The 13,257-nt window shown below is 69.9% G+C and carries 10 protein-coding genes and 2 pseudogenes; 6 read left to right on the top strand and 6 right to left on the bottom strand.

All coding sequences use genetic code 11. From position 1 onward, the window contains the following. Positions 1 to 25: 25 nt before the first annotated feature. Positions 26 to 1,393, bottom strand: a complete 1,368-nt coding sequence (locus HED23_RS16720; protein ID WP_203184197.1) for an SMI1/KNR4 family protein — start codon at positions 1,391 to 1,393, stop codon at positions 26 to 28. A gap of 209 nt (positions 1,394 to 1,602) precedes the next feature. Here HED23_RS16720 and HED23_RS35215 point away from each other — a divergent pair. After that, positions 1,603 to 1,851, top strand: a pseudogene (locus HED23_RS35215) (PaaI family thioesterase); the annotation flags it as partial. An 85-nt stretch (positions 1,852 to 1,936) separates the two neighbouring features. Then, a complete protein-coding gene (locus tag HED23_RS16715) occupies positions 1,937 to 3,262 on the top strand; it encodes a DUF4241 domain-containing protein (protein ID WP_203184196.1) in 1,326 nt (441 codons plus the stop codon). 347 nt (positions 3,263 to 3,609) lie between these two features. On the opposite strand, the gene HED23_RS16710 is transcribed toward HED23_RS16715, so the two are convergent. The 3 genes from HED23_RS16710 to HED23_RS16700 form a co-directional block, all read right to left on the bottom strand. Further along, positions 3,610 to 4,461 carry a hypothetical protein gene (locus HED23_RS16710; protein ID WP_203184195.1) on the bottom strand — a complete coding sequence of 284 codons (852 nt, stop codon included), beginning with the start codon at positions 4,459 to 4,461 and terminating at the stop codon, positions 3,610 to 3,612. A gap of 951 nt (positions 4,462 to 5,412) precedes the next feature. Next, complete coding sequence (locus HED23_RS16705; protein WP_203184194.1) at positions 5,413 to 5,841, bottom strand: helix-turn-helix domain-containing protein; 429 nt, start codon at positions 5,839 to 5,841, stop codon at positions 5,413 to 5,415. 8 nt (positions 5,842 to 5,849) lie between these two features. Beyond that, a complete protein-coding gene (locus tag HED23_RS16700; RefSeq protein ID WP_203184193.1) occupies positions 5,850 to 6,629 on the bottom strand; it encodes a hypothetical protein in 780 nt (259 codons plus the stop codon). A 139-nt stretch (positions 6,630 to 6,768) separates the two neighbouring features. On the opposite strand from HED23_RS16700, the gene HED23_RS16695 reads away from it, so the two are divergent. From HED23_RS16695 to HED23_RS16685, 4 genes are all read left to right on the top strand, one after another. Continuing rightward, positions 6,769 to 8,133: a long-chain fatty acid--CoA ligase gene (locus HED23_RS16695; protein WP_338019598.1), complete on the top strand. Its 1,365-nt coding sequence runs from the start codon at positions 6,769 to 6,771 to the stop codon at positions 8,131 to 8,133. Further along, a complete protein-coding gene (locus HED23_RS35895; protein WP_338019597.1) occupies positions 8,115 to 8,291 on the top strand; it encodes an AMP-binding enzyme in 177 nt (58 codons plus the stop codon). The genes HED23_RS16695 and HED23_RS35895 overlap by 19 nt, the downstream gene beginning before the upstream one ends. 211 nt (positions 8,292 to 8,502) lie before the next feature. Next, a complete protein-coding gene (locus HED23_RS16690; protein ID WP_203184192.1) occupies positions 8,503 to 9,381 on the top strand; it encodes an alpha/beta hydrolase family protein in 879 nt (292 codons plus the stop codon). 118 nt (positions 9,382 to 9,499) lie between these two features. Beyond that, positions 9,500 to 10,900, top strand: coding sequence for a carboxylesterase/lipase family protein (locus HED23_RS16685; RefSeq protein ID WP_203184191.1), 1,401 nt, complete (start codon positions 9,500 to 9,502; stop codon positions 10,898 to 10,900). A gap of 183 nt (positions 10,901 to 11,083) precedes the next feature. On the opposite strand, the gene HED23_RS16680 is transcribed toward HED23_RS16685, so the two are convergent. Further along, the gene (locus tag HED23_RS16680) at positions 11,084 to 12,286 is read right to left on the bottom strand and encodes a hypothetical protein (protein ID WP_203184190.1); all 1,203 of its coding nucleotides are present in this window, start codon (positions 12,284 to 12,286) and stop codon (positions 11,084 to 11,086) included. A gap of 238 nt (positions 12,287 to 12,524) precedes the next feature. Next, positions 12,525 to 13,044: pseudogene (locus tag HED23_RS16675) on the bottom strand (O-acetyl-ADP-ribose deacetylase). Positions 13,045 to 13,257 lie beyond the last annotated feature (213 nt).

The raw sequence follows: 13,257 nt of genomic DNA, 5'->3' as shown, positions 1-13,257 counted from the left end.
CGGAACGTGACCAGTTGGTGCCTTGTCACCAGGCCGAAGGGCCGAGGCCTCCTTCGAGGACGGTCCGGGTGATCTTAGGCCGGCCCCAGAGCTCCAGGAGTTCGTTGGCGAGGGCCAGCGGCGGCTGATCGCGAGCCCCATGCCTGTCGACGGCAGCGGCCGACAGGGTGGGTGGGACTGCTCCGGCGTCCAGGAGGACTCGCCATTCCTCGGGGCCGAGCTCCAGGAATTCCAATCCGGTGAGCTGACCGATCTCCAACGGGTCGGCGAGCGTGCCGGGACGGGCGATGAGCGTACGCAGGCGAGGCAGCCCGGTAACGGGGCCGAGGCCGAAAGGCGTCGGCCCCGCACCTATGCGCAGCACTTCCAAGGCAGGGTGAGCGGCGTCCTCGATGCTCTGCAAGCCTCCGCTGCCGACTTCGGCCACGAGGGGTAGCCGGTCCTCGCGATGCACGCTGCGCTTCTCCCTCATCCGGTGCAGGACCAGGTCGGTGAGAGAGTCCGCTTTGAGCTCGGCGCCGATGCTCTGCTCGTGGTCGATCAGGATGATCTGTCCGGTGTGGCCGAGCGGCCCCGGGGTCAGGTCGACGGCCAGCTCATCGCCGTAGCCTGCGAAGACGATCCAGCCAGGTGACCCCGCGAGGCTCTGAACTGCGGCGTCGGCCGGGGTGCTGACCACCGTCGTCGCCTCGGTGGTCCAGCGGGGGCATCGGCTCGCAGCTTCCACGCTGTGCAGGCCGTCCAGGCCGGCGAGCTCGCAGCCGATCGCCGAGCCGACGCGGCGCTGCGCCTCGTAGTCCTCGCCCCTGTCCTCCCGACTGGCCCCTGCCACCCGGTAGAGCACCTTGAGCTCGTCGGGCAGCGTCACGCCGAGGCGCGCTTCCGCGGCGGCTATCTCCTCCTCCGTCGCGCCGATGGCGTCGGGCAACCGCTCGCGAAGTGTCCGCTCCAGCAATGCTGGGTCAGCCGAAGGGGCCGGCACCGCCCTGGTCATGGGGACGGGTAGACGGCGCCAGGGCTCGGGGAGGGAACCGTCGACCAGGACGAGCACCCCCAAGTCCGAATCGCGGTCGGCGGCTTCCACGGCCGGGCAATGCCAGACCAGGCTGAGCGTGGTCTTTCCGGCCGCGTGGACGTCCGCCGTGAATGCGGCCTCCTCGACCCCGTCTAGCGCGAGTGCCCTCTGCACGTTCTCCACCACGGCACGGTCTGTCGACGACATCCGTCCCCGCCGCCTTCGGCGCAGGCTGCAGCCATGCGCACCGATGCGTCCCGCCACACGCACGGATCGTGCAGTCCGGCTCTCCGTACCGCCGGGCAGCAGGAGCCGCAGAAGGGGCTCCCAGGTCGCGAAGTCTCGTACGGACGGCAAGGAGGGCCTCTGATCAACCATGCGCAGACCGTACGTGGTGGCACCGGCCGGATGAGGCACCCCGCCGAAGACCACGTCCGGGGAGTGCTTGCGTACCAGGTGTCCGCCATGGCCTGGCTGCCGCTCTTCGGACCCCCGGTCGTGAGCAGCCCGGCACTGGCCCGAGCCTTGGCCGCCTGCGTGCCCCGGCCGCCAAGAGCGGACCCTGGCTGACCGTCGGACAAGACCTCACCGCCGGCGGCTACCCCGCTCTCACTCTGTTCGACGAGGACTCCGAGGTCCTCACCGTCGAGTACAAGATCAACCTCCTCTCGCCCGCCGCGGGCGACCACCTGGAGGCGATCGGCACCGTCCTCAAGCCGGGCCGGACCCTGACCTTCTGCCGGCTGGAGGTCTACGGCATCCGGAGCGACGGCGCGCGCAAGCTGGTTGCCAACGGGCAGCAGACCCTTGTCCGTGTGACCAGGCCTGCCCGGTGAACGCGGCAGTCGGCTCGCACCAGCCCTTGTCAGTGGCGGTGTCTACTGTGTTCGTCAGGACCAGGAAGACAGGTGGAGGGGCCGTATGGGTGGGGAGCAGGGACCGGGGACGGTCGTCGAGGTCGCGTACGCGCTGGCATGGGACCTGGCGGTCCGTGCGCTGTGGCGGCCCCTGACCGCCCAGGCGGCGCGGGAGCGGGATGTCGCGGGGCTGCCTTACGTCGTGGTGTACCGGCTCCCGGGACGGGAGGTTCCGCTGGAGGTCCGGCTGGTTTCCTGGCGGGATCACTACGTAGGCGTGTGGGCTTACGACGACCACGGTCGCCGTACCGGTGAGCTGGACCTGCGGCTGCTTGACGATCGGAGTCGGCTGCTCGGCCGACGTACCCGCAAGTGGCAGTACACCGGGCCGGACATGGCGGAGTTCGACGACGCTTGTCCCCGTCTCACGACGGAGCTGTTCCCGGACGGCAGGGGGTCGATCACGCAGGAACCCGAAGGTGCGCGCGGGCGGACGTTCGTCACGGTGCCCGACGCCGGCATACGGCGCTGGCAGGCCCGCCCCGGGTTCGACGACTGGCCGATGGTCGCCACGCAGGTGGGCCCGGGGCCGGTGGAGCTCCGGGCGGCGCTGCTCGGCCCGGCAGCGGCGGAGACGCCCGACGGCGCGTCCGAGGCCCCCAGCAGCTGTTGGCGGCCACCCCGCCCCGCGCGGCCCGGTCCGCTCGACGCACTGTTCCGTCCCGGGACACTCGTGACCGACGGGTACCACCCTGAGATGACCGTCGTGCAGCCGCGCCGCATGGGAGTGCTGCGAGTGCCGAGCGGATTGCTGGCCGTCTCCGGACCACGCAACCTGGCCGAAGAAGAGCCCGCCATCACGGTCCCCTTGCCGCCGGGGGAGTACGTACTCGAAGAAGCACAGGTCCACTTCGGCTACGACTGTGAGTGGAGCCAGGGCTGGGTGACCCGTACCGACACCACGGCGGTCCGACTGCTCACCAGCGAGACCCCGGCCTTGACGTGGGAGATGTGCCTCGGTCGGGATGACGACCCCCGGCTGCTCGTCGAGAACGAGATCTTCGGCTTCGACACCGACAGTGCGACCGGATGCTTCGCCGACGCCGGGGCCTGGAAGCCTCTCCACGAGCTCTTCGAACGGCACCTCGTCCGGGAGGAGCCGGATGCCGGGGAGAACATACCCGACTCCATGTACTTCCTGCGGACTCACGACGAGGCGTCCGGCGGCGAACTGGTCGCCTTCGCCACGACCGGCGACGGTACCTACCCCGTGTGGGTGGGGCGCTCCGCACACGGTGACGTGACCGACGTGGTGGTGCTGGTCGGCGGAATGCCGACGGTACTCCAGAAAGGCGGTGCTGACTTCGGTGCGGGCAGGCCCGCAGGTTGAGGTACCGGAATCGGCTTGGCCGTTGCCGTCCCGGTGGGGGTGGGGCTGAGGCATGGCGGAGCGGGATCGGGGCACAGCGCACTCGTGGGCAGCGGATCACTTGGGCGCTGCGTCCCCGAAGCTCCTTCTGGTCTCCTCCCGGTGGTCCGGCGCCCACTCGGCGTAGCAGCCGAAGCAGAAGCAGTAGCCGAAGCGGAGGCAGCAGTTGACGTCGAGATCCGGGACGGCTCGGTCCGGACCGGGTCCGGTGTCAGCTCAGCTCGGGCAGGAATGAAATCGGTGGCGGTTTCAGTACATTTCCTTTGAAGACCGGAATGACCTTCACGGGATCAACCACCGGCTTGTGCTCATGCGGAATGTTGAACACGGGTGTCACCACGACGACCAGGCGGCCGTCGGCGCCCGTCTCGCTGCGAGCCCGGTAGCAGACCACACCGTGCGGGGCCGCCTGGGCGAGGCTGTCGGTGTCCCGGCGCTTGAAACTCTCCGAGGACAGGTAGGACTGGACGACGTAAAGGCGCTCCCCCCCAGTTGGCCGGTGTATGCGGTTCGGCAGGCACCAGGTAACGCAGTCCACGTTCGATCAGGCTCTGGCACAGCGCGTCCAGGCCGTCCTTTTTACTGGGGACGAAGGACAGCTCGGCTGTGTCGTAGGCGAGTTGTGCGGTGGACCAGAAGAGGGTCTGGGTGAGGTCGACGGCGTGTTCCCTCTCGGCCCGCATGAGGTCCGCGGCGATCCTCGGGGTGATCTCCAGATGCAGCACGAAGCTTTCGCTCTCGCCCGGCTCCCGGCTCTTGTCGGTCCACGTGACCTGTTTCAGGGTGAGCCACGGCCAGCCGAGTCGCCAGGACCCCTTCTCCGGACAGACGAAGTCACCCAGATCGTGCCTGCCCGTGCTCAGGATTTGGCTCGAACAGTGGTTCCACGTGGGGAGGGTGAGCGTGGTGGCCAGGGTGCTGTTCTGCTCGTCCCAGGCGAGATCGATCCGCTGCCGTCCGTCCTCCTCGGTCAATCCGAACGTCACCGTCCCGTTACGCAGCGCCTGTTGGTCCTGGTTCAGCTGCTCGAAGCCGACTTGGGTGATGCTGCCGGGCCACTCCCGGCTCATCGCCTCGAGCATGGCCTGATGCTGCCGCTCCAGCTTCGCCGGCAGTTTCGGCAGAGTGGGAACACTCTCGATCCCGGCCTGTTCCGCCATGTCTCCTCCTAGCTGTGGCAGAGGCGCGCCCTGCGAGGCGTCCGGCCGCCTTCGCCACCGGCCGTACGGCGGGCCCGCCCCGGTGGGCTGCTGCCCAACAGCGTACGTACCGGACATCGGGTGCGCGGGCGAACAGCCTTGTACAGGGCGGGAAATAGGGGCACCAGCACATCGGGTGCCCTCCGGGACGGTCTCCGGCCCGAACACCTCCACCACTCCCGCCCCGTGCAGTGCGTGCGCGGCCCGCAGCGCCAGGCCGTCGCGGTGCACGGCGGTGACCGGTTGCAGCCCGACCTGCACCCCGTCGCCCCGCGAGCCCGTCGATGACGGTCGCGCTACCGCCGTCGCCTGCTCACGTGACGCTCCCGCTGCCGGACACCGCACGGCAGGACCGTCGCGAGCGGCGTCGAGACCGGGATGGACGACCACGTGTGCCAGGTCGCGTCGATGCGGCTCTTCGCAGACGGTGGCAGAGATTACAGGCGCGTCGCTCGCTGAGCGCGAGTCGGGTCTCCTGATGACGGGAGTACTCACGCCACCCATCCGGAAGACCTCGATGTGCCTGACGCCACTACCTTCTCCTGCTCCGACCGGACCACCCTCACGAGCCTGGACGACCTCGGCCTGGAGGTCGCCGGCCAACTGGTACAGCTCGATCGCGCCGTGCTCGGGTGCCAGGGGCCCGAGTCGGACAGCTGGTGCGAAGGTGTGACTGCCACCGGCTCTGCAGGCACTGGACGGCGTCGAGGCCGTCGACCGGGAGCACATCATCCACCTTCCCCCGCCCGACTCACCGGTCCAGTGAACGCGACTGCCGGTGCCGCCGGCAGTGGCGGGCCCCAGGAGCACCGCCATCGGTGACCATGGACGGGGCACCGCAAACTTGCCCGGGCACCACGGTGCCCCGCCGCAAGCGATGTCCCCACGTGCGGAGGCGGGGGCCCGCGAGGATCAGTGCGGGCCGAGTTCGAGGGCCCGCACCCCGGCGTAGAGGGCGGTGACGTCCGTGGGCCTGAGCAGGGAACGGCCGGTGAGACGGGAGACGCGGTCCAGGCGGTTGCGCACCGTGTTGCGGTGGCAGTACAAGATCTCGGCGATCTCGGACGTCGACCCCGTCTCCGAGTCCAGCCACGCGGTGAGGGTCTCCATCAGATCCTTGCGGTCGGGCGCGGCCAGGACCGGTTCGAGCACCGTGATGCCCATCCGCAGAGCCAGGTCGTGCTCGGCCGCGACCAGCGCCGCGGCCGGATCGTGATCGAGGGTGACCGTCCTGCGCGTGCCCGCGGGCAGTGAGGACCGGGCCAGCGTCGCCAGACGCAGGGCCTCAGCACTCTCCCCGAGCCGGGTGTAGGCAGGGCTGAGACCCGCACGCCCCGTCACCGCGGAGCCTACGGCCGCCAGAACCGAATCGGGTCCTGCGACGTGAGGGAACCCGGTGGCGACGGCGGGGCCGGGCAGCGCGACGATGCCGGCCAGGCCGTCGGGGCGGGGCGCCAGGCCGAGCGCAGACCGCTGCGCAGCAGGGCCTGTTCCATCGCTGTGACGTCGCTGTGCTCGGCGACGACGCAGATGTACGGTCCCTCGTCGGGCAGGCCCAGCGAGGCCGCGGTTCCCCCGAGCATCGACCAGTCGGCCGTCTTGCCGGTGAGGAGCGCGTCCAGGAGCAACAGCCGTTGCAGCTCATCGGCCCGCGCCAGACCGACCAGGGTGTCCCGGTACACCTCGTTGACCGTCTGTGACGCGGCATCCAACAGTGACCAGATCGACATGGAGGCCTGCGCGATGTCGTCCATCGTCGCGCCCGGCCGTTCCTTGGCGCGCCCGATGAGTGCGTGGGCCAGCAGGCGGTAGCCGATGCGGAAGGCGTGCAGGACCGCGTCGAGAGGAACACCCTGCGTGGCACGCCGGCGCACACACTGCCTGGTGCTGTCCGTGCGCATCGGCCGGCGTTGCGCCATGCAGGTCAGCTGCTCACGCAGATTGCGTTCGTTGAAGCAGCGTACGTCGGCCTTGACCTCCTCGCCCAGCCGCGCGTAAGGGGCGATCTCGGCGGTGATCGTACGGAACAGGTCGTCGGCGAGGACGTTGACCCGTTCCAGCAGTTCGGCGGCGCACACCGACAACAGCGGGGGAACGATCGGGCCGTCCTCGGCGAGCTGCTCTGGCATGCCGGTCAGCATACGGTTCACCTGCCGGGCCGCAATTGTGCGGTCGCACAATGTGGGTGCCGCATTCGAGGTCCTCCGCCCATCACGGACGCAGTGCGTTGTGCCTCAGCATCTACTCACGAGCCGTTGAGGAGAACCGATGCTGAACCTGTCGTCACTGCTGGAGCACAGCGCCCGGGAACACCCCGGCCGCACCGCCCTGGTCTTCGGTGACACCCGCCTGACCTACGCCGAACTGCTCAAGAGGTCCCAGGACATCGCCGTCACGCTGAGGCGCCATGGAGTCGGCCGGGGCGACAAAGTGGCACTGTCCTGTCCCAACGTGCCGGACTTCCCGGCCGCCTACTTCGCCATCCTCCAGGTCGGAGCCGTCGTCGTCCCGCTCAATGTGCTGCTGCGCCCGCAAGAGGTCGCATACCACCTCACGGACTCCCGCGCCAAAGCCTTCCTCTGCTTCGAGGGCACGCCGCAGTTGCCCCTCGCCGAAGTGGGTAGGGCGGGCTTCGACCAGGCGGCCGACTGCGCGCATTTCCTCCTGCTGGGCCGGATCGGGGAAGAGGAGACCGACAGCGTGGTGCCCCCCGAAGGGGTGGCCACGGCCGCGGAGGACACGGCCGTGATCCTCTACACCAGCGGCACGACGGGGCGCCCCAAGGGAGCCGAACTCACCCACCGCAGCATGGTGCTGAACGCCATGGTCGCCGACAGGCTGTTCACGGCGGCGGACGACGAGGTGATGCTGGCCTCGCTGCCGCTGTTCCACGCCTTCGGCCAGAGTGCGGTGATGAACATGGGTCTGCACCGGGGCGCCACCCTCGTCCTCCAGTCACGCTTCGACGCGGACGAGGCACTCAGGCTGATGCACCGTGAAGGGGTGACCTTCTTCGCCGGGGTGCCGACGATGTACTGGGCCCTGCTCGGCGCACTCCACCCCCACGGCGGACGGACGCCGCCACTGCGCACCGCCGTCTCAGGGGGAGCCGCCCTGCCCGTCGAGGTGCTCCAGAAGTTCGGGAAGGCCTTCGGAGTGGACGTACAGGAGGGGTACGGGCTGTCGGAGACCTCGCCCGTCGCCTGCTTCAACCCGCCCGGACTGCCGCCCAGGCCCGGGTCCATCGGCCGGCCCGTGTGGGGCGTGCAGATGAAGCTCATCGACGACTCCTGGCAGACCGTCCCGGACGAAGCCCGGGGCGAGATCGCGATCCGCGGCCACAACATGATGAAGGGCTACTACCGGCGGCCCCACGACACGGCATCGGTGATGCGCGACGGCTGGTTCCGCACCGGGGACATCGCCCGACGTGACGGAGACGGCTACTACTACGTCGTCGACCGGGTCAAGGACCTGATCATCCGCGGCGGATTCAACGTCTACCCGCGTGAGATCGAAGAGGTCCTGATCACGCATCCGGCCGTGAGCATGGCCGCCGTGGTGGGCGTACCCCATGCCACGCACGGCGAGACGTCAAGGCGTTCGTCATCCCCGTGCCCGGCACGGACCTGAGCGAAGCGGAACTGATCGCCTGGTGCCGCGAGCGTATGGCCGCCTACAAGTACCCCCGCAGCGTGGAGTTCCGCGACAGTCTGCCCCTGACCTCCACCGGCAAGATCCTCAAACGCGAACTGAGCGCGGAGAACCACGGGGACACCGCTCCCGCCTGACGCGCCCCGTGAGGCGCCCGCGAAAGCGACGGCCGTACCGGGCACGGCACCACCGCCCGGCCCGGCGGTCGGCGAACTTGCACGAACCCAGCCGTCGGCGATCGCCGCGACCCGCGCAGGGACTGCCGCCGTCCCCGCGCCCCCGGATGTGCCACCGAAGTCCGATGTGATCCGGATGAACCGTCCGGATCACCCTGCCACAGGAGCCGCCATGTCATGGAGAAGGAAACTGCTCGTCCCGTTGGCCGCACTCACCCTCGCCCTGTCCGCTCCGGCCGGCGCGGGAGCCGCGACGTCGTCCGCCGCCCCCACTGCCGACGGCGCCCTCACCGCGTCGGCCGCCACCGACTTCGGCGCCCCCGGCCCCTACGCCACCGCAGTGGAAGTCGGAGCGGTCACCACCCTGTACTACCCGCGTGACATCGCCGAAAGCGACCGCCGCCACCCTGTGATCGTCTGGGGCAACGGCACGTTCGCCTTTCCCGTCGTCTACCGGGACCTGCTGCTGCACTGGGCCGGCCAGGGTTTCATCGTCGCCGCGGCGAACACGCCGCAGTCCAACCCAGGAATCTCCATGCGGGCGGGCATAGACATGCTCACCCGCAGGAACGCCGACCCGGACAGCATCTTCCGCAACCACGTCGACCTGGAGAACATCGGCGCGTCGGGCCACTCGCAAGGCGGCGCGGCAGCCATTGTCGTCGGCTCGGATCCCCGCATCGACACCATCCTGCCGATCCAGCCGGGCCCGCTTGCGAACATCAACTCGGCACATGCCCCCGCGCTCCTGCTGGCCGGTCAGAAGGACAGCATCGTCTTCCCTTTCCTCGTCAAGGCCTTCTACGACGCCGCCGATCACATACCGGCCCTTTACGGCGAGGTACGCGGAGCCGACCACTTCACGGTGGTGGGCGACCCCGGCCCGTTCGCCGCGCCGACCACGGCATGGTTCCGAGCCCATCTGATGGGCGACCAGGAGGCGCGTGCCCAGTTCTTCGGCCCCGGGTGCGGCATCTGCACAGACACAGCCACCTGGTCCGACATCCGCCGCAACGACCTGGCCCTGAGCATCCCGGCCGCCGCTCCGTAGACGGCCCGGCGCCGCCTGCCGGCACCGCGGGAGCTCCGTGGTGTCCTGATTTCCCTCGTACCCGCCTCCCCGTCACTTCTGTGACGGGGAGGCGGGCACCACTCGTGAAAGGACCGATATGGACATCATCGCGACCACGTGCCAGGGCAAGGTCCGCGGCCGCGTCGACGGCCGCGTCGCAGCCTTCCTCGGAATCCCTTACGCCGCCCCGCCGTTCGGCGCCCACCGGTTCCGCGCCCCCGCGCCCGTCAAGCCCTGGAAGGGGGTGCGCGACACGCTGGAGTTCGGTCCGACCGCGCCGCAGCGCCCTTACAGGCCGCCGCTCGACCAGCTGATCCCCGACGTCCACATCCCGGGGGAGGAGTGCCTCACCCTCAACATCTGGACCCCGGACGCCGGTGGAGGACCGCTGCCGGTGATGGTGTGGATCCACGGGGGGTCCCTGCGAAACGGTTCGGCCGCCATGCCGCTGTACGACGGCCGGGCCTTCGCGCGCGACGGAGTGGTCCTGGTCTCGGTCAACTACCGGCTCGGTGTCGAGGGCTTCGGCGTGTTCCCCGACGCACCCGACAACCGGGGCCTGCTGGACCAGATCGCCGCCCTGACATGGGTGAGGGACAACATCGCGGCGTTCGGCGGCGACCCCGGGAACGTCACGGTGTGCGGCGAGTCCGCCGGAGCCGTCAGCATCGCCGCGCTGGCGACCTCCCCACGGGCGACCGGCCTGTTCCACCGGGCCGTCATGCAGAGCGGCGCGCCGCACACGGTGTCCCGCGCCCGAGGCGCGAAGACGGTGCGGGCGATGGCGAAGGCGTTGAGGGTGCCCGCCACCGCAGAGGCGTTCGCGGCGGTGGACCGTGAGCGGCTGCTCGATGTGCAGACCGAAGTGACGGGCAAGGCCGATCCGATCAGCGGTGGCCCGGGCTTCGACATCGTGGCCGACGACGACGTCGTACCGGCGGACCCTGCCCTGCCCACGGTCGACCTCCTGCTGGGCTGCAACCGGGAGGAGTACCGGCTCTGGTTCGTGCCGAGCGGCGCGGTGGACCGCATCAGCGGGCTCACCCTGAGGATGGCCCTGTTGAAGTTCCGGATCCCGTGGCGGGTGGCGCGCCTGTACCGGACCGCCCGGCCGGATGCCGGGCCCGGCGTGATCCTCGGCGAGATGGCCACGGACCTGCTGCTGCGAGGGCCTCTCAACCGCCTCGCCGACTCCCGCCCTGCCCGGACGTTCCTCTACGAGTTCGCCTGGCGCTCGCCCGTCCTGGAACTGGGCGCGTGCCACGCGCTGGAGATCGGGTTCGTCTTCGACACCCTCCGCCACAGTGAGGCGCTCACCGGGCCGGACGCTCCTCAGCCGCTCGCCGACGCCATGCACCGGGCCTGGGTGGCCTTCGCCACCACGAGAGACCCGGGCTGGCCCGTCTGGAACACGCAACGCCCGGTCATGGTGTTCGACCATCCCGGCACAGGCCCGGCTCTCGCACCGCGTCAGGAGGAGCTGGAGGCCTGGCTCTAGTGGAACGCGTCAACCGCACCCTCCTCGAACAACGGGCCTGCCTGCGGCCCTACACCTCGAAGGACGAATGGACGAAGCCCGTCGCGTCTCGCCGTGGCCGTCTCCGGCCGGCCATCCACAGCCGGTGAGTGAGAATCCGTGAAGGGGAGGCACCCTGAGGGTCGTGCCTGCTCGTTCGCAGGGTCAGGACAGGCGGCCGGAGGGGGATGCCAGCCGTGTCCGGGCCGCGGCTCTCACCTCGGCCGTCTCCATCGGGTCATCGCGCAGTACGGCGATCCGGTCCACGGTTTCCGGGTTCATGGGTGCCGAGGTGATGCCCAGCAGCCGTGTCGTTTCCTCGCAGTCCCAGAGTGACTCGGCATACACGTGCTCCAGGCCGTCCCGGTCGATGGCGGCGAGTGCCTCCAGGTACGCGGTCCGCTCGTACGAGTGCGGGGTGTGCAGCCAGAAGCGCCGGAGGCAGGGGACCGCCCTGGCGGCGTCGGGTCCGAACAGGGCAAGGCGCCGCGCCGTCCGGTCGGGTCCGCACCAGGCCCGCGCCGTCCACTGTTCGGCGAGTCCGTCCACCAGCCCCGGCAAAGCCTCCGGGCCGGGATGCTCGGCCAGGACGTCAGCACCCAGCAGAGCCAGCCAGGGACGGTCCTCCTGCGCCCAGCCGCGCGCCGCCGGGACGGCAAGGGCGCCCAGGCGCGCAACGGCCCGTCCGAGCAGGGCCAGGGGGCGTCGGCCGTTGGACATGTCCAACAACGGCACCAGCGGAATCAGTTCCTCGACAGGCTCTCGGGCGTTCAGGGCACGCAGCGCGTCGACCTTCGTGTTGCCTTCCGTACGGGCGCCGGCGAGCAGAGCGAGGAGTTCCGTGGTGCTGAGTCCGTTCAGTGACGGCCGCGGAACGAACGGCGAGCTCTGGACCTCGATCCCGAACCGCGTCCAAGGCTCGGCCGACAACGGAAGCTCCGCTTCTGTACCGATCCGGGCGCGGGCGACATCGCCGAGATCTTCCCACCACTCCGGTGGCCAGCGGGCTGACAGCGACTCCAGTACGCGGACCCAGTGCTCGCCTCCGTGGACATGGGCCCGAAGCCCTTCCCTGGCATCGCCCGATCCGGCGAGAGCCAACAATTCCAAAACCCCGCAGGCCCGCAGGCAGGCCTCTTCGTCCCCCGCCAACTGGTCCACGATCGGAGTGAGAGACAGTTCCAGATCCCGGACCATCCGCGCCAGGTACAGAGACCGTTCGTCGGACCGGTCCCACCGCCAGTCACGGCGGATCCCGTCGTACACGAACACTGCAGACCCCTGCGGGTCCCGCAGCGCTCGCACCGCGCCCCAGCCACGCCCCCGTTGCAGCAGACCCTCGACGGAGTCGTGGAGGGCGTATGACATCGCGTACTCATCTCTCGTCACACCGCAGCCTGACCGGCCCGGGTACTGATCCGCCAGGCGTTGTCGCCGGGCCCATCGACGAACACGTGGACCGACAGGCTCAACGCACTCGCGCATCAAGATCAGAGACAGCCACGGTCACCGCATCCAGATCGCCTGCAACAGTCCCGACGCCATCCGACCATGGCTGCCGGGCGTTCCCAGAGGTACGCGGCTCGCGTAGGTGCCGAACCCGCACCTACGCCGCCAGCGCATCGTCGAAGCACGCGTATGCCTCGTCGTCGAAGAGCACGAACCGGACCTCGGCGATCGGAGGGAGCACGGCCTCGCGGACCGTACGCACGGCAATCCGGGCGCCGTCGTGGCCAGCCGTAGATGCCCGTCGAGATCGCCGGAAAGGCGACCGTCCGGGCTCCGAGTTCCGACGCCACCCGCAGAGACTCCCGGTAGCAGGAGGCCAGCAACGCGGAACGGTCCTCCGTGCCCGACCAGACCGGGCCCACCGTGTGGACGACGTACTCCGCGTGCAGCCGGCCGGCTGTCGTCGCCACAGCCTGGCCGGTCGACAGCCCCTTCCCGTAGCGCGAGGCCCGCAGGGCCCGGCAGGCGGCGAGGATCTCGGGCCCGCCACGCCGGTGAATCGCACCGTCCACCCCACCACCACCCAGAAGCGAGGAGTTGGCGGCGTTGACCAGGACGTCGGCGTGCTGCTCGGTGATGTCCCCACGGACGAGGTTGATCGTCGGATGTGTCGTCATGCGACCATCCTGCCGCCTGGCGGAAGGGCACGCGGCGCCGTCGTCGTAGCTGAACCCGCAGGCGCAGCCGTCCGCGCTGCCGCGCATCCTGCTGGTCGAGCCTTGTGCCGGGGCGAGGACTGCGCTGGGCTCGGGTGATGAATCCCGCGTGGAAGCGGAACCCGCCTCCCGGGCCCTGCCGCCAGTTCTCCCGCACCCAGGGACGTCTTCCCG

Source organism: Streptomyces pratensis (assembly GCF_016804005.1).
GTDB lineage: Bacteria > Actinomycetota > Actinomycetes > Streptomycetales > Streptomycetaceae > Streptomyces > Streptomyces pratensis_A.
The sequence above is the reverse complement of the archived record's forward strand: the minus strand, read 5'-3'. Positions and strand labels throughout refer to the sequence as shown.

Coding starts and splice junctions, on each gene's coding strand:
- HED23_RS16695 (WP_338019598.1), top strand. CDS start 6,769: ATGCTGAACCTGTCGTCACTGCTGGAGCACAGCGCCCGGGAACACCCC.
- HED23_RS16685 (WP_203184191.1), top strand. CDS start 9,500: ATGGACATCATCGCGACCACGTGCCAGGGCAAGGTCCGCGGCCGCGTC.
- HED23_RS16710 (WP_203184195.1), bottom strand. CDS start 4,461: ATGGCGGAACAGGCCGGGATCGAGAGTGTTCCCACTCTGCCGAAACTG.
- HED23_RS16715 (WP_203184196.1), top strand. CDS start 1,937: ATGGGTGGGGAGCAGGGACCGGGGACGGTCGTCGAGGTCGCGTACGCG.
- HED23_RS16720 (WP_203184197.1), bottom strand. CDS start 1,393: ATGGTTGATCAGAGGCCCTCCTTGCCGTCCGTACGAGACTTCGCGACC.
- HED23_RS16700 (WP_203184193.1), bottom strand. CDS start 6,629: ATGCCAGAGCAGCTCGCCGAGGACGGCCCGATCGTTCCCCCGCTGTTG.
- HED23_RS16680 (WP_203184190.1), bottom strand. CDS start 12,286: ATGTCATACGCCCTCCACGACTCCGTCGAGGGTCTGCTGCAACGGGGG.
- HED23_RS16690 (WP_203184192.1), top strand. CDS start 8,503: ATGTCATGGAGAAGGAAACTGCTCGTCCCGTTGGCCGCACTCACCCTC.